29 protein-coding genes and 1 tRNA gene are annotated in these 21,786 nt (G+C 34.3%); 8 read left to right on the top strand and 22 right to left on the bottom strand.

What is annotated here, in order from left to right; genetic code table 11:
• Positions 1-36: 36 nt before the first annotated feature.
• A complete protein-coding gene (locus K5782_RS07650; protein ID WP_297465466.1) occupies positions 37-177 on the bottom strand; it encodes a hypothetical protein in 141 nt (46 codons plus the stop codon).
• A 53-nt stretch (positions 178-230) separates the two neighbouring features.
• On the opposite strand from K5782_RS07650, the gene K5782_RS07645 reads away from it, so the two are divergent.
• Positions 231-1,202: a D-glycerate dehydrogenase gene (locus K5782_RS07645; RefSeq protein WP_297465464.1), complete on the top strand. Its 972-nt coding sequence runs from the start codon at positions 231-233 to the stop codon at positions 1,200-1,202.
• A 207-nt stretch (positions 1,203-1,409) separates the two neighbouring features.
• Here the strand turns inward: K5782_RS07645 and K5782_RS07640 are convergent, their stop codons facing one another.
• A complete protein-coding gene (locus K5782_RS07640; protein WP_297465462.1) occupies positions 1,410-1,784 on the bottom strand; it encodes a ChuX/HutX family heme-like substrate-binding protein in 375 nt (124 codons plus the stop codon).
• A gap of 21 nt (positions 1,785-1,805) precedes the next feature.
• Positions 1,806-2,093, bottom strand: coding sequence for a hypothetical protein (locus tag K5782_RS07635; protein ID WP_297465460.1), 288 nt, complete (start codon positions 2,091-2,093; stop codon positions 1,806-1,808).
• An 82-nt stretch (positions 2,094-2,175) separates the two neighbouring features.
• Here K5782_RS07635 and K5782_RS07630 point away from each other — a divergent pair, with 82 nt between their 5' ends.
• The 4 genes from K5782_RS07630 (at position 2,176) to K5782_RS07615 (ending at position 5,263) form a co-directional block, all read left to right on the top strand.
• Complete coding sequence (locus K5782_RS07630) at positions 2,176-3,486, top strand: FAD-dependent oxidoreductase (protein WP_297465459.1); 1,311 nt, start codon at positions 2,176-2,178, stop codon at positions 3,484-3,486.
• 52 nt (positions 3,487-3,538) lie between these two features.
• Positions 3,539-4,081 (top strand): hemerythrin domain-containing protein, encoded by a 543-nt coding sequence (locus K5782_RS07625; RefSeq protein WP_297465457.1) that lies wholly within the window; start codon positions 3,539-3,541, stop codon positions 4,079-4,081.
• A 127-nt stretch (positions 4,082-4,208) separates the two neighbouring features.
• Positions 4,209-4,652, top strand: a complete 444-nt coding sequence (locus tag K5782_RS07620) for a CBS domain-containing protein (protein ID WP_297465454.1) — start codon at positions 4,209-4,211, stop codon at positions 4,650-4,652.
• A gap of 77 nt (positions 4,653-4,729) precedes the next feature.
• Positions 4,730-5,263: a hypothetical protein gene (locus K5782_RS07615; protein WP_297465453.1), complete on the top strand. Its 534-nt coding sequence runs from the start codon at positions 4,730-4,732 to the stop codon at positions 5,261-5,263.
• Positions 5,264-5,288: 25 nt separating this feature from the next.
• Here the strand turns inward: K5782_RS07615 and K5782_RS07610 are convergent, their stop codons facing one another.
• The 16 genes from K5782_RS07610 to K5782_RS07535 form a co-directional block, all read right to left on the bottom strand.
• Positions 5,289-5,429, bottom strand: coding sequence for a hypothetical protein (locus tag K5782_RS07610; protein WP_297465451.1), 141 nt, complete (start codon positions 5,427-5,429; stop codon positions 5,289-5,291).
• A gap of 168 nt (positions 5,430-5,597) precedes the next feature.
• A tRNA-Ser gene (locus tag K5782_RS07605) sits at positions 5,598-5,698 on the bottom strand.
• A 68-nt stretch (positions 5,699-5,766) separates the two neighbouring features.
• Positions 5,767-6,213, bottom strand: a complete 447-nt coding sequence (locus K5782_RS07600) for a hypothetical protein (RefSeq protein ID WP_297465449.1) — start codon at positions 6,211-6,213, stop codon at positions 5,767-5,769.
• A 27-nt stretch (positions 6,214-6,240) separates the two neighbouring features.
• Positions 6,241-7,239 (bottom strand): RNA-guided pseudouridylation complex pseudouridine synthase subunit Cbf5, encoded by a 999-nt coding sequence (locus K5782_RS07595; protein ID WP_297465448.1) that lies wholly within the window; start codon positions 7,237-7,239, stop codon positions 6,241-6,243.
• Complete coding sequence (locus K5782_RS07590; RefSeq protein WP_297465446.1) at positions 7,236-7,796, bottom strand: cytidylate kinase family protein; 561 nt, start codon at positions 7,794-7,796, stop codon at positions 7,236-7,238. The genes K5782_RS07595 and K5782_RS07590 overlap by 4 nt, the downstream gene beginning before the upstream one ends.
• Entirely contained in the window at positions 7,793-8,428 is a 636-nt protein-coding gene (locus K5782_RS07585) for an EMC3/TMCO1 family protein (RefSeq protein ID WP_179365880.1), read from the bottom strand. Before K5782_RS07585 ends, K5782_RS07590 begins: the two co-directional genes overlap by 4 nt.
• Before the next feature lies 1 nt (position 8,429).
• The gene (locus tag K5782_RS07580) at positions 8,430-9,017 is read right to left on the bottom strand and encodes an adenylate kinase (RefSeq protein ID WP_297465443.1); all 588 of its coding nucleotides are present in this window, start codon (positions 9,015-9,017) and stop codon (positions 8,430-8,432) included.
• Positions 8,995-10,425 carry a preprotein translocase subunit SecY gene (secY, locus tag K5782_RS07575; protein ID WP_297465441.1) on the bottom strand — a complete coding sequence of 477 codons (1,431 nt, stop codon included), beginning with the start codon at positions 10,423-10,425 and terminating at the stop codon, positions 8,995-8,997. Before secY ends, K5782_RS07580 begins: the two co-directional genes overlap by 23 nt.
• Positions 10,418-10,843, bottom strand: coding sequence for an uL15 family ribosomal protein (locus K5782_RS07570; RefSeq protein WP_297465439.1), 426 nt, complete (start codon positions 10,841-10,843; stop codon positions 10,418-10,420). Before K5782_RS07570 ends, secY begins: the two co-directional genes overlap by 8 nt.
• Position 10,844: 1 nt before the next feature.
• A complete protein-coding gene (locus K5782_RS07565; protein WP_297465438.1) occupies positions 10,845-11,312 on the bottom strand; it encodes a 50S ribosomal protein L30 in 468 nt (155 codons plus the stop codon).
• Between the two features lie 6 nt (positions 11,313-11,318).
• Positions 11,319-12,053 (bottom strand): 30S ribosomal protein S5, encoded by a 735-nt coding sequence (locus K5782_RS07560; RefSeq protein WP_297465436.1) that lies wholly within the window; start codon positions 12,051-12,053, stop codon positions 11,319-11,321.
• Positions 12,054-12,055: 2 nt separating this feature from the next.
• On the bottom strand, positions 12,056-12,538 hold the full coding sequence (locus tag K5782_RS07555; RefSeq protein WP_297465434.1) for a 50S ribosomal protein L18: 483 nt from the start codon (positions 12,536-12,538) through the stop codon (positions 12,056-12,058).
• 36 nt (positions 12,539-12,574) lie between these two features.
• Entirely contained in the window at positions 12,575-13,486 is a 912-nt protein-coding gene (gene argF / locus K5782_RS07550) for an ornithine carbamoyltransferase (protein WP_297465432.1), read from the bottom strand.
• Complete coding sequence (gene ftsY / locus K5782_RS07545; RefSeq protein WP_297465429.1) at positions 13,483-14,850, bottom strand: signal recognition particle-docking protein FtsY; 1,368 nt, start codon at positions 14,848-14,850, stop codon at positions 13,483-13,485. Before ftsY ends, argF begins: the two co-directional genes overlap by 4 nt.
• Positions 14,851-14,854: 4 nt before the next feature.
• Positions 14,855-15,280: a prefoldin subunit alpha gene (pfdA, locus tag K5782_RS07540; RefSeq protein WP_297465427.1), complete on the bottom strand. Its 426-nt coding sequence runs from the start codon at positions 15,278-15,280 to the stop codon at positions 14,855-14,857.
• Positions 15,281-15,384: 104 nt separating this feature from the next.
• Positions 15,385-16,005, bottom strand: a complete 621-nt coding sequence (locus K5782_RS07535; RefSeq protein WP_297465426.1) for a superoxide dismutase — start codon at positions 16,003-16,005, stop codon at positions 15,385-15,387.
• A gap of 77 nt (positions 16,006-16,082) precedes the next feature.
• Here K5782_RS07535 and K5782_RS07530 point away from each other — a divergent pair, with 77 nt between their 5' ends.
• Positions 16,083-18,131, top strand: coding sequence for a S8 family serine peptidase (locus tag K5782_RS07530; protein WP_297465424.1), 2,049 nt, complete (start codon positions 16,083-16,085; stop codon positions 18,129-18,131).
• On the opposite strand, the gene pckA is transcribed toward K5782_RS07530, so the two are convergent.
• Positions 18,100-19,656, bottom strand: coding sequence for a phosphoenolpyruvate carboxykinase (ATP) (gene pckA, locus K5782_RS07525; protein ID WP_297465638.1), 1,557 nt, complete (start codon positions 19,654-19,656; stop codon positions 18,100-18,102). The genes K5782_RS07530 and pckA overlap by 32 nt on opposite strands.
• Positions 19,657-19,857: 201 nt before the next feature.
• On the opposite strand from pckA, the gene K5782_RS07520 reads away from it, so the two are divergent.
• Positions 19,858-20,265 (top strand): 50S ribosomal protein L32e, encoded by a 408-nt coding sequence (locus K5782_RS07520; RefSeq protein ID WP_297465422.1) that lies wholly within the window; start codon positions 19,858-19,860, stop codon positions 20,263-20,265.
• On the top strand, positions 20,249-20,701 hold the full coding sequence (locus K5782_RS07515; RefSeq protein ID WP_297465420.1) for a 50S ribosomal protein L19e: 453 nt from the start codon (positions 20,249-20,251) through the stop codon (positions 20,699-20,701). The genes K5782_RS07520 and K5782_RS07515 overlap by 17 nt, the downstream gene beginning before the upstream one ends.
• Here the strand turns inward: K5782_RS07515 and K5782_RS07510 are convergent.
• Together K5782_RS07510 and K5782_RS07505 are read right to left on the bottom strand one after the other, a co-directional pair.
• Positions 20,698-20,997: an MGMT family protein gene (locus K5782_RS07510; protein ID WP_297465418.1), complete on the bottom strand. Its 300-nt coding sequence runs from the start codon at positions 20,995-20,997 to the stop codon at positions 20,698-20,700. The two genes, K5782_RS07515 and K5782_RS07510, sit on opposite strands and share 4 nt — an antisense overlap.
• Entirely contained in the window at positions 20,994-21,770 is a 777-nt protein-coding gene (locus tag K5782_RS07505) for a D-aminoacyl-tRNA deacylase (protein ID WP_297465415.1), read from the bottom strand. The genes K5782_RS07510 and K5782_RS07505 overlap by 4 nt, the downstream gene beginning before the upstream one ends.
• Between the last annotated feature and the right edge of the window lie 16 nt (positions 21,771-21,786).

Genomic DNA, 21,786 nt, shown 5'->3' with positions numbered 1-21,786 from the left:
ATTTATAGGCATTAATAATATGATGGATAAATTATGCTAACCACCCGTAGTTGAATCAAATAACACACATTCGCATTTATCTCGTTCACCACAATAAGGACATACACATACGCATTTCTCAATAGAATTACCACATTCAATACAAATAGCAAACTCTTCAGTTTCGGATTTTGACATCTAATTATTTAGAAAGAAATCGTATAAATGGTTTGAGACAAATATCACAAATATTGGAAAAAAAGCGAGTTTTTCTCACCAGAACACTACATAATTTTGCATTAAATGAATTAAAAAAGAAATATCAAATAGAGATTCATTCAGGAAAAATCCCAATTCCAAAAACAAAACTATTGAAGAAAATTCAAAATGTTGACGGGCTGATTTGTTTTCCATATGATAAGATTGACAAAGAAATTATAGATGCTGGAAAAAATCTCAAGGTCATAAGCACATTTAGCGTAGGTTATGATCATATCGATACACAATATGCAATAAAAAAGAAAATTCACGTAGGATATACACCTGAAGTTCTTACGGATGCAACTGCAGATTTAGCATTTTCATTAATACTAGATATTTTACGTCGAGTTTCAGAGGGAGACAGAACAATCAGAGAAGGAAAATGGAGACAGATTTATGGTGCATATGACTATGTAGGAATTGATCTTCAAGGAAAAACACTTGGAATTTTTGGATTGGGAAGAATAGGAAGTACTCTTGCAAAGCGAGCGAAAGCATTTGATATGAAAATAATTTATCATAACAGAAAACCTATATCAAAAAATAAAGAAAAGTCACTTGGAGTAAAATATGTCACATTAGACAAACTGATTAAACATAGTGACATAATTTCAATCCATGTTCCACATACTAAAGAAACAAATCAATTATTTGATATGAAAATATTTAGAAAAATGAAAAAGACTACATACTTGGTCAACACAGCACGAGGAAAAATAGTTAATGAAAAAGATCTCACAATAGCATTAAAGAAAAAGATCATCGCAGGAGCTGCTTTGGATGTCTACGAGAGCGAACCTATTAGAAAAAAGCATCCATTGACAAAGATACAAAACATTGTACTAGCACCACATATTGGAAGTTCAACCAAAGAAACAAGGACGAAAATGGCAAAGATTACCATAAAGAATTTGGAACTAGGAATTAATCATAAAAAACCCGTTTACTCGGTAGGTTATTGACATATCTAGACTTACGCTTAGAGCCATCCATGAGAAACTGTGCAGTTTTTATACATAGAATGTAAATTGAATTCAGATTGAAAAAATTCAAGCATACAAACGAAGAATTAGAATTAGCTAAACAACAATCTGAAAAAGAAAAGAAGAAAAAACTATTACAAGAATAAATAAAATTTTTCTCCTTGTCCTTTTCAGACAAGGTTTTTTTTAAAATTTAATCTTTGAATTATACTTTTGACGTAGATTATCAAAAGTTTTTTTTCTTTCAGTATCAAGATTCATACTTTGATCATACATCTTTGTAAAAAATGCACCCAAGATACGAATTCCATCTTTATCAAAAAATTGAACACTGAAACTAGTACGTTCAGGCTTTTGTTCCTCGATAAACTCAGCATTTTGAATTAATTCAGTGTTAATGTGCATATGAGCAGGGCCATCATTGTCACCAATTGTAATCCATTTCTCTTTTTGTTTGATACTCAAAGAATTGCTTCTAATTTCAGAAACTGCACCTGCATTTTTTATAATTAGTAAAATGTTGTCAATTTTCACTAGATCAGACAACACATTAAAAAGCAATACAATGTAAATAAAAAGAAATTATTTCAATTTTTTGGATAATTGTGTATCCAATTGAACAAAATCATCAGAATCACCATGAATGCAATCAGTTCCAACTGCTTTTAATGGTGAAAAACTTATTTTTCCATGAGGTATTTTTTCTTCAGTTTGAAGAGATTGTATCTTTCCTGAGACTATCTGTTTATGTTTATTGCATGTAACTCCAACCATGTATTCGTCTTTTTCTACAACAACTGAGACTACAAATTCGGGCGGATTAACACATTGCTTTCCATTTTCCATTATAGAACATCTATCAGGCAACATACTAAAACTCAGATTTTATAAGATATTAATCTTGATTACAAGATATTTAATTTAATACTGAGCGATGTAAAATGGAAAAGTATTGACACATAATTTCGATCTCATAATTATAGGAGGAGGTATTCTTGGAACTTCAATATCATATTTTCTTAGTTTTCTAAACAAAACAAAAGAGATTGCAATAATTGAACAATCTCATAATGTTGCATTTCATACAAGTGGTAGAAACACGGGAAAAGTTCATGCACCATATCTATACAATCCTGAGAAAAAAAAGATGTTTGCAAAAGCATCTTTTAACGGATATGAGATGTGGGAAGAATATTCCAAATTGAAAAATTTACCATTTAAAAAAGACGGGGTGATTGAAGTTGCATTTGATGAGAGAGGACACAAAGTTTTAGAGAAGTACTTGAGATGGGGGAAACAAAATGGATTACAAGATAACGACATAAAATTAATGGAAAAAAATGAATTAAAAAAAATCGAACCAGAGATAAAATGTGAATCGGCACTTTATGTATACAAAGATGGATCTACTGACTATTCCAAATTAACAAATGCTGTGATTAAAGATAGTACGAATAACAAAATAAAATTGCTTACAGATACCAAAGTAACTGAAATAAAAAAAATCAAAAATAAATGGAAAATCATACTAAATAACGAACATGAGATTTTTGCAAACTTTATCATAAATGCTGCAGGGGGCGAGTCAATAGATATCGCACACAAAATGGGCATTGCAGAGAAATTCACAGATGTACACTTTAGAGGAGAATATTGGAAGGCACCAAAAGAGTACAACAATTTGACAAAAACAAGCGTGTATTCGGTACCAGAATATCCAGATTATCCATTTTTAGATCCACATTGGATTATCAGAGTTGATGGAAGTTGCGAGATTGGACCAAATGCAGTACCAGTGTTTAGTCCATATGGATACAACAAAGTAGAGAACGTCAAGGAGTTTATTCCAAAATTATTAGAGATGCTAAATTCAGGTGCAAGAAAAGCAATTTTTGATAAACAGTTTCAAGAACTTGCAATAAATGAAATTCAATCTTCAATGTCAAAATCGAAAATGATAAACAGAGTTAAGCGATTCTTACCAAAAATTGACGTGGAAAAAATAACAGAAAAGGGGACTGCTGGAATTAGATCATCTGTGATTAATGAAAAAGGTCAGTTTGTTCCAGATGTGATTTTAGAAGAAGATTCTATGTCTTTTCATATTTTGAACTATAACTCTCCAGGTGCCACAGGGGCATTACCATTTTCAGCACATATTGTCAATCATTTAAACAAACAAGGATTGTTTCAAAGTGAAAGTTCAGACGCACAATGTGGTCCATGGAGATTTAGTAAAATAATTGAAAAAATGGTGTTTTAAGATTTAGTTTTGAACGAAATAACTAAAATAAAGAAGAAAATACTAAAGCATTATGAGTGCAACAAATCAATTACGAGCAGATCATGATCAAGTTAGACGTCTAGAAAAAATAGTTGCAAAATGTGCAGATGAGATTTACAAAGGAACTGAAATTCCATTTGTAGACCTTGAAAAGATTACTGTTGTAATATCAGAATTTGTAGACACAATTCACCATTCAAGAGAGGAGGATTCGTATTTTCCATGTGTTGCAAGCTATGATAATCTAAAAGAAGAAATTAGAAAATTCATGATAGAGCATGAATTTGGAAGAAATATAGCCAGAAAAATTTCAGAATATCTGAAAAAGTGGAAAAGTGGTCAAGATGCAAGAGAACCAGTTGCCAGATACCTACGAACATATTCTATATTTCTATTTGATCATCTCAATAAAGAAAACAAATTCTTTGATGATGCAGAAGCAAATGTATTATCAAAAGAAGAGGAGATTGAGATGTATGAGCAGTATAGATCAGTAATAGCAATCGTAAAAAAAGTAGAACAGATGATTGCTGAAATTGATTGGTTAGAGGCAAGACCATGGTATAGGAAATAAATTATTTGAAAAATTATCAAAAATCCTATAATAATCTCAGCATGAACCGTTAAAATTAATGATTTTAAGCAAATAAGAACAGATGAAATTTAGAAATCTTTAAGTTTTTGTTCATTAAAGTTATGCGATGGGATTTTTCGGATCAAAGAAAAATAATGAAGCATCAAATAATAATTTAGAAAAAGAACTATCACAAATTCTTGTCAAAGAAATAATGGCAAAAGAACTGATCATAGCACCACAATCTACGACAATATATCAAATTTCTAAAATGATGGAGCAAGGAATAGGTTCAGTTTTTGTAAAAAAAGATACAGAGACTATGGGAATAATCACAGACAGAGATTTTGCAATTAAAGTTGCAGCAAACAAATATCCATTAGATATGACAGTAGAAAAGGTAGCATCGTTTCCTTTAGAGACAATAAGTCCAAACAAATCAATTTTAGAAGCTGCAAAACAAATGGCTGCAAAAAAAATTCGTAAACTGGCAGTATCTGAAAACAACAAAATAATTGGGATAATTACTACCAGCGATATAGTTAGGCAATTAGCAAAATTTCAAAAATAAGATAATTGATTTATCTCAGGAATGGCCTAGTAAAATAATCTAGGGATATAAATTAAAGATAATACAATAACAGATAGATGCAAAACATGAAACTAAGATGGGTGGACAGATTCATAATTGCAGCAATAATTCAAGGGGCATTAATCACAGTTATGGCCCTAGTAATTGTTACAATACAAATGATGAACAGTCAAATTAACATAATTCAGTATTTGTCATTGTCATTTGATGGAACTGCAAAATGGTTCTTTTTAGGAATAATATTTCATTTAATAATAATAGTTGCAGTTGCAGTTACTGCATTATTTTACAGTCATCTTGAAATTACTTTGGGGAAAAAATTTACAAAAAAATCAAACATACTAGCTGGAATACATCTTGTCGGAATGAATGTAGGTGGTGCAGGTGCAATGATGATTATGACATATGCGGGGTTGGCAGGAACAGGACTACTTTCAATTTTTACTGAAGGAAAACTAGGTCCAAAATATCCAGCGATTATGGATTCATTTATTGAACCAATTGGAGGATTTATCGCTTTTCTTGCGATCGGAGTTGTATGTGGTGGTTTAGGATTTTTAATTGCATACAGAAATAATGAAGAATCATAAAAATAAGAAAAACAATCTAAAGTAATTAGTATCGTGGTAATCCATCATTCTTAAGATTCTTCCATTTCTTTTTATCAGAAATGGTATTCTTACTAAGATAATTTGGTGGATTTTCGATGGTTTGTATCATTTTTCTTTTTCTTGCGTCCATTTGTCCAGGTGTCATTCATACTCCCCATTTTTAGATAATAGATTTTTGGATATTTTCAAAATCATAATCAAAAAGTTATTTTGTTTATCAATATATGACCATAATTTTTTAGTTGTGGCATGCCTTCTACATAATAATTGAACTGTTTGTTTTAATTTGGATAAATTAATTTCAAAAAGAGTATGGCGCCGGGAGGGAGATTTGAACTCCCGTTCCCTTGCGAGAACGCGCTTTATGGTTAATTATTTCCAGGCGCGCGCCCTACCAGGCTAGGCGACCCCGGCACATGTCTTACGACAGATTTGTTTGGGAAAATTTGATTATATATTGTGTTACTTGAAATTATAAAAAATTACTTCCAAATGTTAACTGTAATTGATTTTTCTACTTTGATTCCCATAGAATCAATTCCGTTCACATTAATTTTGTAAAGACCTTCAATTACTGGAAGACCGTCATTTTTCATTTGATTCCAAACGAATTCAGTTTTTTCTCCTGGGTTTAGTGTCGAAATTACTGGAGATGCAGGTGGAGAATATTTTACAATACCAAATAATCCGCTAATCTTCAAACCGTAAGATGTATCTGAAAATGTTAACGGATTCGTTCCAGAATTTATTAAAATAATTTTTATTTCTTCACCTCGCTTAAAATCAGATTTTTCAGTAACCAAAGAAAGTGAAGAACCATCCACATACACAAGTTGATTGGTACTTTTTATTTCGAGTAAATAAAATCCAAATGAAAAACCAGCTATAACACCAACGCTGATAAAAATTACAAGGCTTTTTGCTAACAATTATGATCGAGTTTTTTATTTGATTTTTTAATCCTTTGGAACAGATTTTGATCTCCATTTTTTTGGATATATGTTAGGAGCCATGATAATTCGTTTTGTTTCAAAGGCATATCCTTTTGTTGCATCACGTATCTCTTCTTCAGACATCAGTGATTCTGCCAAAGCGACTGCTTCTCCCTTTTGTGTATAAATTGCAACGATATCACTCTTTCTCAGATTTGGAGATATTTGTAAAATTCCAGGCATTGCGAGTTGTGCACCATGACATAATGCATCAACCGCAGAATCACGAATTACAACGGACTTGAGTTCACTTAATGCATATTCTATAGGTTTGATCATTGACATTAGTTTTGTGTCATCTTTTTTTTCTTCCCAAAGGGCATAAGCATTTGCTAGTTCATGTAACGTTACAAGACCATCAGCTTCGTGGAATTGATCAACTTTTGTTCTTCTTAGTTCAATCATAGTAGCACCTGGTCCTAAAATTTCTCCGATATCATAGTAGAGTTTTCTAATGTATGTTCCTGCTTCACATAAAATTCGTGTTAAGAGCAATCTTTCTTTTTGCTCTAGTACCTCTAATTCGTAAATGGTTCTAGTTCTAGTTTGTCTTAGAACAGCTGAACGTTGTGGAGGTTTTTGGAAGATTTCTCCTCGGAACATTTCAAGAACTTCATCGAGTTTTTGTTTTGACGGAAGAGAGTGGAATCGTCCTAGAGCGTGATATTCCTTTGGTCCATAAAGCAAAACACCAAGTGCTTTTGTTGCTTCCCCAAGTCCCAAAGGCAAGACTCCAGAAACTTGAGGATCAAGTGTACCACTGTGACCAATTTTTGGAATTTTCAGAATTCGTTTAGTCCATGCAACAGTTTCATGACTAGTAGGTCCTGGGGGTTTATCTAAAATTATCAAACCATAATCTAATAATTGCTCTAAAGTTCTTTTATCATAATACGTTCCATATGTATCATCAGTAATATCCTGATCAATTACAACCAAGTTTTCCAATTGCTTTAGAGTCATAATAATTCTCTTACAGTATCTTTTGCAATATTAATTACTTGAGTTGCATTTAGATTATCAGTATCAATAATTTTATCAAATACAGAGATATCGTTTCCAAAATCAAAATGATATAATTTTTTATACAATGCACGATTTTTGTCATATCTTAGCTTAGTAATCTCATATGCTTCCTTTGAAGTCATGTTGTCTCTAGTTTGCATTCTTTGTGAACTGCTATCATGTGAGCCTGATAACCAGATTTTAATTCCGTCATCAACTAGCCATGGCAAAGTATAGCTTGTAATTACCATCCCACCTTTCTTGAAAAGCTGTATTAGTTTATCATCAACTTTTTTATCAAATTCTGAATTGTTCTCTCTTTGACTTAGAAACTTCATTCCATTTTCAGTATCCCACCAATCATCACCAACTGCATCAAATCCTTCCTCTTTTGCCATCTCTTTTAGAATATCACCACCGCTAAGATATGTTAATTTGAATTCACTAGCCAATCCTTTGGCAACAGTTGTCTTTCCGACAGCTGGAGGACCAGAGATTACAATTGATTTGGTCAACTGAGATCCATTGATGTTTTTGTTAGTTTCATAATAATGCCACTAAAAGCAATGGATGAAAGAAAATACCAAGCCCAAAGATACAAAGCATTTTCTTTAGTACATATGTTTTCTATATCTGCGGCTTGTTCAGCAGTACATGTGAGCTGAAAAAATTCTCCAGGTATAACGTTTAGTGATATTGGAGATAATGCAACAATGTGTGAAAATAGAACTGGAAGTACTAGATAAAATATTAAAATCAAGGGAACAAATGTAATCATCATCGGTCTCATGTTCATCTGCATCATCTCCATTGACATCTTATTCATGTAAGAGGATTTTTTGCTTAGCTCGTTAATTTTTGCTTGATCTTTTGAACGCATTGCTGCCATTCTCTCTTTTTGCCAAGCACGTGTTTCTTTCATGATTCGTTTTAATTTAGTTTGATCAACCATCTTTTTTCTAACTCCAGCATTAAAGACATTTAGAATAATTCCAAATCCAGCAACACAAAATGCTGATAAAATTAATCCTTTGATGATAGGATCATCACTTCCCAATGCACCATGACCTCCACCAAGAAAATCAAACATGCCACCTTCTTGAAGAAATACCGAATTCAAAAATAGTAAAACAGAATCCAAAGCCATTTTACAATCCTATAGTCCTGATTATTTTTTCTGCAACTTCGTCTATCATTCCTTCTCTGTTAAGCACATGTTTTACTGGCGAGCCTGAGATTACAGCACAAGCAGATATCATACCAGATTGAACGTCTAATTCCTTTTTAATATTATCAATTGAGATATTATCTCTAGTTCTAGTGATATCTTTCATTCTTCGATTATAGATTTCTTCAGGTTTTGCAGAGACAGATACAAAATTGGATGGTTTGAGAATATGCAAAACATGTTCTGGTAATCCCGGATAATATCCCTCTGGAGAGTTAATAAAAGCATGAGTATCAATAATCACAATATCTTCATTTAGTATTGCAAGTTTTTCTGCAGCAATTTTTTGTAGATTTTTTTGTTGTGATAGTGGAAGTTTTCTTAGTTCATCTCTGTCAGTTACACCATTTGCTTTTGCAACATCAAACATGATACTTCCAAAGCTATGAACACTTACACTTTTGTTATTTTTTTGTAAAATCTCAACAATTTTTTGCAATAAAGAAGTTTTTCCTACGCCAGGTATCCCTACCACTACGACTTTTCTACTTTCTACCAAGTAAAGCACCTAGACGTGGCATTACAACTTCGACTTGTTCTCGTACTAATTGAGTGTAATAGTTGATGAGAATATCCACCATAAGTAAAATTCCAATTCCAGAACCGAAAACTCCCAGAACATCAGATACTCCTGCCAACAAACCCAAAATTATTGAACCGATAATTGTAACAGATGGAATATACTTTGCAAGCAATGCCTCTACTGGGGCATTTGATCGTCTAAATCCTGGAATTTGTACATCAGCATCAAGTAAGTTTTGAGCTGCAGTCTTTGATGAAAGACCGCCGAGTTCAACCCATAATCTACCAAATACAACTACAATTCCAATCATAAACAAAACATATCCTACAGCTCTTGTAGGATCCAAAACTGCAACTTCTAATCCTCTTGGTGGAGTTATGTAATAGATAATTCCTCCTATAGGCGTAGATGGACTGGTAGGATCAAATTGTGCTACAAAGTTCATAAACGCGTTATTGTTTCGCGGATTAAAGTTTGCCCAAAACATCTGACCAAGAAATACTGCGTTTGCAGTGAGTGCAGATGCTAAAATTACTGGGATGTTTGATACGTACATTAGTTTAATCGGATAAACAGCTGAAAATCCTCTATACTTAGTAGATACAATTGGAATTTCAATCTTCATTCCTTGGGTAAATACCAAAATCAAAAGAATTCCTGCCGTCAAAAATATTCCAAAGACACTTGGAAGTTGATTTGCACGGAAAAATACATTAGATAAATCTCCATTCATAATTGATTGTCCAACATATGGAAGTATACCAATAGTTCCACCATCACCAGCTGGGAGAGGACTGAAGAGACTCCATAAGATTTGTTGAGCTACACCTGCCATAATGAATAAACTAATTCCACTTCCAATTCCCCATCCTTTCTGAATAAGTTCATCTAAGAACATGATGATAATTGATGCTGCCATTAATTGTCCAATCATCACATACAAAACGTATGGTTCAGGAACTCCTGGACCATAAACGGCTATTGCATATACTATAGATTCAGCTACAATCACAACATATGTTACAAGTTTTGTTGCAGTTTGAAATATTCCTCTCTCTTCTGGTTTTTTAAAATCAAATTTTAGAATATCAGAACCCCTAAGCAATTGCATCAACAGACCTGCTGTAACTATAGGTCCAATTCCTAACTCAACTAGTGTTCCTTGTTGTGATGCAAAAATAACTCTGGCAAATTGTAGAAAATCAAATTCTGGTGCAGTCGCTCCAAATAATGGAGTCTGACCCATAACCATGTAAATTAATAATGCAACACCACACCAAAGTAATCTAGTTTGTAATGGAATCTTTTTTTTCGGTTTTGGGACTTGTGGAATATAAGGTTCTGCCTTGAAAACAACTTTTCTAATAAGATTAGTTATTGTCCCTTCAGCCATTCTCAGATAACACCTCTCCTCCTGCAGATTTTACTTTCTCTTCTGCAGATGCAGTAAATCTGGCTATTTTGACGGTATATGGGTTTGATATTTTACCGCCGCCTAGGAGTTTGTCATAACCTGCTGCTTCAAGGTCTATGACTTTCTTTCCTCCTTCTTCTTTACCAAATTTTGCGAATAGATCATCGAGATCACGGACACTTGCCCATTTTCTCGTGATGATTGGATGAGGTGGGTGAGTAGAATCGTGTCCAAAATGATCTGGAACCTCTTTTAGCAAAGTACTAAAATGATATTTGTGTAATCCAGCAATTCCTAGTCCGCCTTTGTGACCACTTGCACGGTGCTGACCTACTTGTCCCCAACCCATGTGACGTCCACCTCTTAGTTTTCTTGTCTTTCGTAATCGTGTTGCCATGTTACATCATGTTCCTCACTAATTTTGGAAGATCGTTGTTGTGTCCTAAGACTCCTTTTTGTCCGTACATCTTTTTTGTACTTTTCTTGAAACCAAATCTTGGCGGAGATAATGCAAACCAAGGTTTTAATGGTTTTAATTTAGATAGAGTTGCTTTTCCTTCTGCAAGTGCTGCGCCAAGTGCGTCAGAACTTTCAAAACCTAATTCTTTAAGATCTGCTGCTGTAATTTTCTTGTAACCTTCTTTTCTTGCTTTTTTATCGATGAGTTCTTTTGCCAAAGATGCGTCAATTTCAATCCAAGTAACATAATGTTTTACTTTGTTTAACATTCCTAATGTATTGTCTTTTGCAGGTAAGATAGTTGCACGATATTTTTTATCCAATTTTAACAATGTCATTGTAGTAGTTGCCCAATATGGACAGTCTGCTTGACCTTTGATTCGAACTACAAGATATGCGCTACCCATTTAATATCAACCCTGACTAAATGTCTGCTTTAAGCAGTCCAGAATAGCTTTTGAAGTAGAGTTCATTGTTGGAGTAGAACCCTTTGCAGTTGTCCATGCGTCTTTAAGACCTGCCAACTCTAGTAATCGTTTAATTTTACCACCAGCTACTAATCCTAATCCACGTGGTGCTGGAATAATTTCAATTGTAACACTTCCACCTTTTCCTCGAATTTTAAATGGAACAGAATGTTTTTCATCACATCTACATTCCCAACTACCACATCCTAGTTTGATTGGACTTACATTGAGTAATGCTTGGTTTGTTGCTTTCTCAATTGCAATTCTCATTTGTTTTGATTTTCCTTGACCAATACCAAGGTAACCGTTTTGATTTCCTGTTGCAACAATAGCTTTGAATCTTGTTGATTGACCGTTTGATGTCATCTTTTGAATAATACCAACATCAATTACTTCACTTTTCAAATCAGGAAGTAATTTTTTGATAATTCCTGCTTCTTGAATTCTTAAACCATCTTGAATAATTTCTTCAATAGAATTAATTTCGCCTGATGCAACTTTTTTTCCTAAAATTGTTTTTGGAACCCAAACTTCTTCTTCATCTTCTCTTTTTGGTCTTCTAGATTGTCCATTGCTTGGTTTCCCACCACCGTAAACTTTTTGTCCACCTCTGCCACCAGGTCCATCTCTTCTACCTTGTCCACCTCTTCCAGTAGGTTTGGTTTGTGCGGTTTGACTCATTTTTACTTGACCTCACTATCAATAGCAGATTTAATTTTTGTAGTATCATTTTTTACTGTGAGATGTTCACCTTTGATTCTTTCTTCGGGTGGAAAAGTTTCTGCACCTGCTGGAACTTTAAGTCCTGCATCAACTACTCCTTTTAGTGCAGCTGCCATTCTTTGTGTATATTTTCTAGTACCAGTGTATAGTACTGCATCTTTTGCTCCCTTGCCCATTGCTTTCTTTCCAGCAAGATAGCCAGTAAGATATGCAGCAGGAATACTCTTTCTTGAGCCCTTCCAACCTTTTTTTAGCAAATAATTAGAGTGAGCAGAGGCGATTACCTTATCGCCAGTCATACCAGGCTTTACAATTTGGACTTGGGTATTTTCATTTGTAATATTTACAGTGATAAAATCGTGCTTACCTATCAGTAGAGTTGAGCGTTTTTTGTAATTAGTTTTTTCCTCTCGTAGTCTTCTGAGGATGTTTGAATAGGCCATCTATAGAACACGAGTTTGAAACTGCTCTTATATACGTTAAGCGCGAATTATTGAAGCAAGTAAAGCCTTCTGAGTATGGAGTCTATTTTCTGCCTCATCCCATACAACTGATTGAGGTCCATCAATTACTGATGATGTAACTTCGTAATCTCGTTTTGCTGGAAGACAATGCATGAAGATTGCATCATTATTGGCATGTTTCATCAATGAATCATTGATCTGATATTTTGGAAGAAACTTTTTGATTCGTTTTTGATCGTTATTATGAATTGAAGTGTATGTATCAGTAACTACAACATCAGCATTTTTGATTGCCTTTATTGGATCAGTTGTCAGATCTATCTCAACAGATTTTGTAGATTCTTTTAGTACTGATTTATCGGGTTCAAATCCTTTGGGTGTTGCAATAGACATCTTTGTGCCAGATAGTGCACATCCGTAAATCATAGAATTGCACACATTGTTTCCATCTCCAATCCAAGTAATCTTGAGTCCTTTGAATTTTCCTTTTTTCTCTTTTATGGTCATAAAGTCAGCTAGAATCTGACATGGATGAAATGAATCAGACAATCCATTGATTACTGGAACATTAGAAGAGTCAGATAATTTTTCAAGTAAATTATGATCATATACTCGTGCCATGATACAATCTACATATCGAGACAAAGTCTTTGCGGTATCTTCTATTGTTTCACCTCGAGATAATTGCATCTCTTGTGATGAGAGGTTAATAGCATGTCCACCAAGCTGAAACATTCCTGCTTCAAAGCTTACTCGTGTTCGAGTTGATGGTTTTTGAAAAATCATTGCAAGTGTTTTGTTTTTTAGCAACGGCTTGTTGCCTTTTTTTAATTCTTTTTTTAGAACGATTGAGTAATCAATTAGTGCAGCAAATTCTTTAGATGATAGTTCTGCCAAAGTGAGTAAATTTTTAGTTTTGATTTTCATTTCTTAAAGAATCCAAATACACCTCTTTTCTTTTTAGACTTTTCTTCTTCTTTATCTTGTTTGTGCTTGGAATCTGTCTCTTGATCTGATTCTTGTTTCTTTTCTTCTCCAGGTTTTGGTCGTCCCTGCCTAATCCATTGACGGATTGCATTACCAAGCTTTGTCGCTTCATCATCATTTTCTGGCGGAGCAATATCATACAAGTCTGAATATTTTGAAATGTCTTTGTCTGCAATTCCTTCAAACGGATCATCGGATTCAATTTGTTTTGGTTCTGGTTTTGGTTCTGCTTTTGGTTCTGGTTTTGGTTCTGCTTTTGGTTCTGGTTTTGGTTCTGGTTTAGGTGCTTCAATTGGTTTTAGTACAGATTCTTGAATTAGTTCTTGTTTTATTTCCTCAATTGATTCTGGTTTTGGTTCTGCTTTTGGTTTTTGAATTTCTTTTCTGTCTACTCCAGACAAGGAACCAAATACAGTTTCTAGAAAGATTTCTTTATCAAATGGTTTGAGATCAGAATATTCCTGTCCAACTCCAAGATATAATACCGGAGTAGATGTGATTTTGACAATAGAAAGTGCAGCTCCGCCACGTGCATCAGCGTCACTTTTTGTGAGAATTGAGCCATTGAATTTGACATGTTCAAAAAATTCCCTAGCTTGATTTACAGTATCATTTCCAGCAAGAGAATCACCTACAAAAATTTTAAAATCAGGATTTACTACTTTGGTAATTTTAGCGATTTGTTCCATTAGATTTTTGCTTGTTTGCATTCTTCCAGCAGTATCAATTAGTACACAATCCATTTTGTGGGATTTTGCATAAAGAACCGCATCTCGGGCAACTGCAGCTGGATCAGAATTATAATTTTGTGCAACTAGTTTTAGATTCAAACGATTAGTGTGTTCACGCAATTGCTCAATAGCTCCTGCTCTAAATGTATCAGCAGCTGCAACTACTACAGAATACTTTGCTTGCTGCAACAGGTAAGCAACTTTTGCTAGTGATGTAGTTTTTCCAGTTCCATTAATTCCTACAAATAAAATCAGAAATGGTTGAACAGTTTTCTTTTTTTCGTTAATCAACTCAAAGAGATCAACTGTACCTGCAGCATCAAATAAAGACGATATGTTTGAAATTAAGCTGTCTTTGACAAACTTTTCAATCTCTTTTTTATCTACTTTGGATCCAAGTAATTGAGTTTTCAAATCTGATTTTATTGTATCAATAACTTCACTTGCAACATCAGATTCCATAAGAGAGATTTCCAATTCGTAAAGAATTTCTTCAATGTCTTTATCGTTTAGTTCTTTTTCCCCAAGACTTTTCGCTGCATTTGAAAATGCATTACGAAGTTTATCAAACATTATTTTATCCTGAAAGATCTTCTGATGTTTGTTGCATGAGTTGATTCATTTGCTCTTTGCCTTGTTCTAATCTTGCCATAGCATCTTGTTTTCGCGCAGTAGTGTCCTGTATAGCAACTTCAATTTCCTTTATTCTTGCTTCAAGATAGTTTATTGAAGAATCATAAGTTTTTTCCATAGCAATTCCAGCCCCCACATTCAAAATTATTTTATTGGCTGATGAGATTTTTGTCTGCACATAAGTTCCCATTCCAATGGGTACCAAACTATCAGAATCTGGTTTTTCGCGAAGTGCTTTGATTGATTCAATTGCAGATATGGCCTCTCGTAAAACATTAACAAGTGTAGCTTCACGTTGTGATAAATCTCCATAGTAAGTCTCAAGCATTTGGAGTTGCTGCATCAAGTGTTGGGCCTGTTCTTCACTCATTTACAACAAACAACCCTGAGATGGTTATAAATTCATTCATGGAAATTGTTCTAAAATAAATCAGATTCAAAAATAGAGATAATAAAAAAAATAAAGATAGAACTTTATTTTACTTTGGAGTATCTGTTTTCTACTTCGTCCCAATTAACTACATTCCACCATGATGCAATGTAATCTGGTCGTTTGTTTTGATATTTCAGATAGTATGCATGTTCCCAAACATCACAACCCAATAATGGAACTAATCCTTCTGTTCTTGGACTAGTTTGGTTTGGCATAGATTTGTACTCGACCTTCTTTGTTGAAGGATTGTATACTAACCATCCCCAACCACTTCCTTGAATTACTGCAGTAGTAGATGAGAATTTCTCCTTAAAGGCTGCAAAGTTTCCAAAAGAGCTAATAATTGCATCTGCAATTACTCCTCCTGGTTCGCCGCCTCCTTTTGGTTTCATGTTGTTCCAAAATAGCTTGTGGTTATCATAACCACCACCATTGAAATTAACGGCACCACGTTGCGCTTCAGGTACTTGGTTGATGTTAGACAAAATGTCTAAGATATCTTTACTTTGTACATCAGCTGGGCAACTTTCTAGTGCAGCGTTTAGTTTGTCGGTGTATGCTTGATGATGTTTTGTGTGATGAATCTCCATTGTTTTTGCGTCAATGTGAGGTTCTAATGCATCATAAGCATATGGTATTTGTGGAAGTGTGTATTTTCCCATAGAAGTTATGCAGTATTTATTCAATTTATTGCTTTAGTAGACAATTGGTTTTTACTTGCTAAAAATATCATGAAATTATGAAGTTTGGGGTAGTTTTTGCAAGTATCATAGTTATTTTTTCATCTTTAATTATTTTTCAATTACTACCTGATGATAATGTCCATACATACATTGAACAAAGTATTCCATTTATCGGAGGAGATATTCCAAGAATGGAAGGATTCGATGGATCAGGAATTAAAATTGCAGTAATCGATACTGGAGTTGACTATAATCACCCAGATCTTTTTGGTTTTGGACCAGATGGCAAAGTCATTGGCGGATATAATTTCATAAATGAAGGCGAACCGCCACTTGACACTAACGGTCACGGTACTCAAGTTGCAGGAGTAATTGCAGCCGATGGAATTCTAAAAGGAGTTGCACCCAAGGCAAAAATTCTAGCTTACAAAGTTTCAGAAGACGGAGAAGGAGTATCATCGGATTTGATAATCAAGGCAATCAATAAATCAATTGAAGATGATGCTGACATTATCAACATAAGTCTTGGTGTAAACAAGACAAACGCCAATATCGATAAAGCAGTAGACAATGCACTGCAAAAAGGAATTATCGTAATTACAGCAGCTGGAAATGATGGACCAATCCCTCAGACTATTGGCAGCCCAGGAAAAAATCCCGGCTCCATTACAGTTGGTGCAACATATAACAACTTGACATCTAGTCTTATTGCAACACTTGAGGTTAATGAAAAACCATACACTGTAATTCCAATGACAGGTTCTACAAAACTTGACGAACCAATTACTGGAAAAATTGTTTTCGGAGGATATGGAAAAGAAACAGAACTAAAAAAAATCAATACAACTGATGCAATTTTACTTGTAGAAAGAGGAAGCGACATAGAAGGCGAGATGTTATATTTTTCAATTAAAGAAAAAAATGCAGCAAATGCAGGTGCAAAGGCAATGATTGTCTACAACAACCAACCAGGAATTTTTCTTGGTCAGTTAATTCATGAATTCATAGAGCCAAACTACAAGCCACAAATTCCTGTAGTATCAATTGATAGAAAAGAAGGACTGGAGATTAAAGAACTTGGTGAAAGTAAAGCTAACTTACATTTGTTTTACAACCCAGACTTTGTTGCACATTTTAGCTCAAGGGGTCCTGTTTCACCATTTTACATAAAACCTGACTTGGTAGCACCAGGGGCATACATCAATACAACTCAGACAAACGGAGGATACAATTTTACTAGTGGGACTAGCTTTGCAGCCCCACATGTGAGTGGCTCGGTTGCCCTACTACTAGAAAAGTATCCTATCATGACAAATGATGAGATAAAATCACTTCTCATGACCACTTCAGAGAGGGTATCTGACGCATATGGCTCCGAATTTTCATTAAGTGATACTGGTTCAGGCAGGCTAAATCTTGGAAAGGCATTTGATGCTAATTTAATCATCACCCCGCCAAACTTTGTAGTCAATTTATCATCAGATAAGAAAACGGCAGAAAAGCAATTAAAATTAAAACTGCTTAATGGAACTTTGGATAATCTCAATGTAACATTTGAAGGTCCTGAATTTATTCAAGTTGAAGATTCATTACAAGAAAATAATTTAATAATTAAAATTAAAATCTCTGGAGAAGACTATGGAATGTTTCAAGAAAAAATTCTCATCAATCATGATAAAATAAAATACACAGTTCCAATACAAATACACTATACCAAAGCATCAATTGATGTGATTCAAAATAATAACTCATTATTTTTTACAATTAATGATCCAGATTGGAATTTTGCAAAGATTTCAGTGACAAAAAGCAACACGGAGATAACAGATGTAATCACTGCCACGCCAAATAAGGATGCAAAAATTAGAATAAATCAAAACGGAGAATATTGGATTGAAGCAAAAATAAAATCAAATGACCAAACACTAGATGCATACAATACCATCATTGCAGATTCAGTTGATGAAACTCAAGATAATTTTGAAATCATAGATGTTCCACAAAAACAGTTAACGATAGTTTTAGGAATTGTGGCAATAATAGGAATTATTGGAGCTGTTAAAATAAAATCAGTTAAGCACGATACACAGGACCTGCTGAAATGATTTCAGGTGCAACATTTTGGAACTTTTTAAAGTTCTCAACAAACATTTGAGCTAATTTTTTAGCAGAAAGATCGTAAGAGTCTTTATCAGTCCAAGTATTTTTCGGATCCAAAATGTCTGAAGGAACATCTGGCACTTCAGTTGGAATATCTAGGTTAAACAAATCATCATGTTTGTATTTTACAATATTTAATGAGCCATTAATTGCAGCAGTAACCATTGCTCGACTGTATTTTATCTTAATTCTTTTACCTACACCATATGGACCACCAGACCATCCGGTATTTACTAGATAAACGACTGTATTGTGTTTGGTAATTTTTTCACCCAACACCTTGGCATATACTGCAGCTGGTCTAGGCATGAATGGAGCTCCAAAGCACTCAGAAAATACAGATTTTGGTTCCTTTATTCCTCGTTCAGTTCCTGCCAACTTACTTGTATAACCGGACATGAAGTGGTACATTGCACCTTCTTTAGTCAGTCTGGAGATTGGGGGCAAAACACCCAACGCATCAGCTGTTAGAAATACAATTACTTTTGGATGACCACCTACACTTGGAATAACTGCACCTGGAATGTAATCAAGAGGATATGCAACTCGAGTATTTTCAGTTAAGAGATTATCATCATAATCGGGATTATTGTTATTTAGTACAACATTTTCTAAGACAGCCCCTGGCCTAATTGCGTTCCAAATTTCAGGTTCTGCCTCTTGACTTAGGTTGATACATTTTGCATAGCATCCTCCTTCGAAATTAAATGTCCCGTTATCAGACCAACCATGTTCGTCATCGCCAATTAATTTTCTGTTTGGATCAGCGGATAACGTTGTCTTTCCTGTACCAGACAATCCAAAGAATAATGCAGTGTCATTATCTTTGCCAATATTTGCAGAGCAATGCATTGGGAAAACTCCTTTTTCAGGTAAAAGGAAATTCATTACAGAAAACATAGATTTTTTCATTTCACCTGCATATTGGGTTCCTCCAATTAAGACAATTTTTCTAGTTAAATCAATAATAATGAAAACATTAGACTCGGTACCATCTACTGCCGGAACTGCCTCAAAGTTATTGATACATAAAATAGTAAACTCAGGAGTATGGTTTTCTAGCTCCTCATTAGTTGGTCGAATAAACAAATTTCTTGCAAAGAGACTTTGCCATACATGATCATTTATCACTCTAATGGGTAAACGATTGTCCTTGTCAGCTCCTACAAATCCATCAAAGACGTAGAGTTCCTTGTTGCTTACAAAAGATTTCATCTTCTCCAGTAATTTCTCAAATTTGCCAGAGGGGAATTGGTGATTTACTTTACCCCAATCTACAGTATTGTGAGTCTTATCATCATAAACGATGAATCTGTCATCTGGAGAACGTCCAGTGTACTTGCCGGTATTAACAGAAAGAGAACCGGTTGAATTGATTACACCTTCTTTTTTCTCTACTGCAATTTTTACTAGGTCGTCTACACTCAGATTTCGATGTATCTTTGAGGGAGAAATTCCAAATGACTGAATTTGAGATAAGAATTTGTCAACTTTGAGAGTACTTACTACTTCGATCAGAGGTAATAGCACCCCTCAGCAATTATCATAGGAATCCCAGGCTTGATCATGAGATATTTCGATCCGACTCAATTTTCCTTATTATCTCTTTCCCAAAAGATGATCTTTTTTAATCTAGGAACGTATTTATTTAAAATTTCAAGAGTCAAACTAATGCCGATCAATAAAGAGAAGCTAGCAAAACGAGAAGAGATCAAAGGAAATAATCCAGATTTTGTCAGACCAGAGAGCTGGCGTTATGTTAGATTACAAACCAATTGGAGAAAACCAAAAGGAGTTGATCATCATCAAAGAAAATTAAAAGGTGGCAGAGGTCGTCCAGGACTTGTCAAAGTCGGATACGGTGGACCAAAAATTGCTAAAGGATTACATCCGTCAGGATATACAGATAATTTAGTTTACAAATTAAGTGACTTGGAAAATCTTAATCCAAAAACAGATGGAATAAGATTTGGACATAGTGTAGGTACTAAAAAGAGAAAAGAGATTTTAGTAAAAGCACTTGAAAGCAAGTTCAAAATATTTAACGCAAGAGTGAGAACCGTTGGTAGTAAATCTTAAAGCTAAAAAAAGACTCGTAGCACGAGTTACAGGAGTTGGAGTTAATAGAGTCAGATTAGATGCTGATCATCTAGACGATGTAGCTGATGCAATCACTAGACAAAATATTCGAAGTTTAATTACTGCAAAGAAAATTACCATTAAACCAATTGTTGGAACCTCAAAGGGCAGATCACAAATGAAGAAAGCTCAAAAGCATAAAAGAGGAACAACGCAAGGCTCCAAAAAAGGTAGAAAAGGGGCAAGAATAGGAAAGAAGGACGTCTACGTTGCAAAGGTTCGCTCACTCAGAAGATTACTAAAGATTGCTAAAGACAGAAAGGATTTGACAAATCCTGAATTTTGGGCATTATACAAAAAAGTAGGCGGAAACACTGTAAGAAACAAAGCACACCTCAGATTATTGATGGAAGAGATTATAGCAAAAAGAATCTAGAATCGATAGATAGAATTTTCCAAATCCAAAATTTTTCCATTTTGAATCTTTATTCCCTCTTTTGATAACATGTTTGATTTTATTTCTTCACCGTATGCATATCCGCCAATCTTTCCATTGGATTTGATAACTCTGTGACATGGAATAATTACAGGATATGGGTTCTTGTTCATAATTTTTCCAACGGCTCGTTGTCCATTTTTTAGACCAACTGCTTTTGCCAGTTCACCATAAGTGGTAATTTTTCCTTTTGGTACTTCAAGTAGTTTTTTGTAAATTTTTTTATCAATACTCATAATCGGATTACCTCAAGATGGGTTGTCTTTAGTAGTTCAAGAATTTTTTGTTTGTTTGGACCCATTCCTCCCCAATCAAGCAGAGCAGTTGTTGCCATTTTATTTTTTGATAAAATTTCAGAAAACAGATTCTCATCAATATTATCTAAGGCATGTTTTGGCACAACAGTTCCAAGGGAGTATTTGCCTTCAAGTAATTCATTTGTAAATTTGTCTGGATAATGAGTCCCTCCAAAACATATGGCGATGGGTGATGCTTTGATGTGACCACTCATCACTTGATGAACTAGAGAAGCTACTGAATTGCAGAGTGTTACATCAGTCCATTGCTTTTCAGTGGTTCCAATTTCAATGAATATTGTAGGTTTTGATAATGCAGTTGGTCCATGATGAGTTGCCTCTATAGTAATTTGAAAATCAGAAAAAATGGATTTGTGTTTCCATAAAGTTTGAAGATATGTTTTTTGGATAAATGGATGTGGTATTGCAATCTGTCTATCATTTCCACCAAACTTGGCTTCTGAGAAATTTCCAGTACTGTGACAGGTAAGTGCCAATACTCCAGATTCTGCAGCATGTTTTGATAGAAAAATAAATCCATCATAATCATATTTTTCTTCTAGCCAATCAGCTGAAATTGCAGGAGTTGGAATTATCAGCAAATCATAGTATTTTCCATGATAGATATCACCTTCTTTTTTCATTTCTTGAGAAAGAAAATTTGCCATATTGTATCCTGCAGGGTCATCGCGATAAGCTACTAGCAGCTCCATGAGATAAGAGATATAA

Source organism: Nitrosarchaeum sp. (genome assembly GCF_025699065.1).
Taxonomy (GTDB): domain Archaea; phylum Thermoproteota; class Nitrososphaeria; order Nitrososphaerales; family Nitrosopumilaceae; genus Nitrosarchaeum.
Note: the sequence above shows the minus strand (reverse complement) of the source record. Positions and strands in the feature narration are given on the sequence as shown.

What these genes read in the sequence shown, in the direction of transcription:
- K5782_RS07650 (WP_297465466.1), bottom strand. Translation starts at nt 177, where the DNA reads ATGTCAAAATCCGAAACTGAAGAGTTTGCTATTTGTATTGAATGTGGT.
- K5782_RS07635 (WP_297465460.1), bottom strand. Translation starts at nt 2,093, where the DNA reads ATGTTGCCTGATAGATGTTCTATAATGGAAAATGGAAAGCAATGTGTT.
- K5782_RS07625 (WP_297465457.1), top strand. Translation starts at nt 3,539, where the DNA reads ATGAGTGCAACAAATCAATTACGAGCAGATCATGATCAAGTTAGACGT.
- K5782_RS07620 (WP_297465454.1), top strand. Translation starts at nt 4,209, where the DNA reads ATGGGATTTTTCGGATCAAAGAAAAATAATGAAGCATCAAATAATAAT.
- K5782_RS07615 (WP_297465453.1), top strand. Translation starts at nt 4,730, where the DNA reads ATGCAAAACATGAAACTAAGATGGGTGGACAGATTCATAATTGCAGCA.
- K5782_RS07610 (WP_297465451.1), bottom strand. Translation starts at nt 5,429, where the DNA reads ATGACACCTGGACAAATGGACGCAAGAAAAAGAAAAATGATACAAACC.
- K5782_RS07595 (WP_297465448.1), bottom strand. Translation starts at nt 7,239, where the DNA reads ATGACTCTAAAGCAATTGGAAAACTTGGTTGTAATTGATCAGGATATT.
- K5782_RS07585 (WP_179365880.1), bottom strand. Translation starts at nt 8,428, where the DNA reads ATGGCTTTGGATTCTGTTTTACTATTTTTGAATTCGGTATTTCTTCAA.
- secY (WP_297465441.1), bottom strand. Translation starts at nt 10,425, where the DNA reads ATGGCTGAAGGGACAATAACTAATCTTATTAGAAAAGTTGTTTTCAAG.
- K5782_RS07570 (WP_297465439.1), bottom strand. Translation starts at nt 10,843, where the DNA reads ATGGCAACACGATTACGAAAGACAAGAAAACTAAGAGGTGGACGTCAC.
- K5782_RS07565 (WP_297465438.1), bottom strand. Translation starts at nt 11,312, where the DNA reads ATGGGTAGCGCATATCTTGTAGTTCGAATCAAAGGTCAAGCAGACTGT.
- K5782_RS07560 (WP_297465436.1), bottom strand. Translation starts at nt 12,053, where the DNA reads ATGAGTCAAACCGCACAAACCAAACCTACTGGAAGAGGTGGACAAGGT.
- K5782_RS07555 (WP_297465434.1), bottom strand. Translation starts at nt 12,538, where the DNA reads ATGGCCTATTCAAACATCCTCAGAAGACTACGAGAGGAAAAAACTAAT.
- argF (WP_297465432.1), bottom strand. Translation starts at nt 13,486, where the DNA reads ATGAAAATCAAAACTAAAAATTTACTCACTTTGGCAGAACTATCATCT.
- ftsY (WP_297465429.1), bottom strand. Translation starts at nt 14,850, where the DNA reads ATGTTTGATAAACTTCGTAATGCATTTTCAAATGCAGCGAAAAGTCTT.
- pfdA (WP_297465427.1), bottom strand. Translation starts at nt 15,280, where the DNA reads ATGAGTGAAGAACAGGCCCAACACTTGATGCAGCAACTCCAAATGCTT.
- K5782_RS07535 (WP_297465426.1), bottom strand. Translation starts at nt 16,005, where the DNA reads ATGGGAAAATACACACTTCCACAAATACCATATGCTTATGATGCATTA.
- K5782_RS07530 (WP_297465424.1), top strand. Translation starts at nt 16,083, where the DNA reads ATGAAGTTTGGGGTAGTTTTTGCAAGTATCATAGTTATTTTTTCATCT.
- K5782_RS07520 (WP_297465422.1), top strand. Translation starts at nt 19,858, where the DNA reads ATGCCGATCAATAAAGAGAAGCTAGCAAAACGAGAAGAGATCAAAGGA.
- K5782_RS07510 (WP_297465418.1), bottom strand. Translation starts at nt 20,997, where the DNA reads ATGAGTATTGATAAAAAAATTTACAAAAAACTACTTGAAGTACCAAAA.
- K5782_RS07505 (WP_297465415.1), bottom strand. Translation starts at nt 21,770, where the DNA reads ATGGAGCTGCTAGTAGCTTATCGCGATGACCCTGCAGGATACAATATG.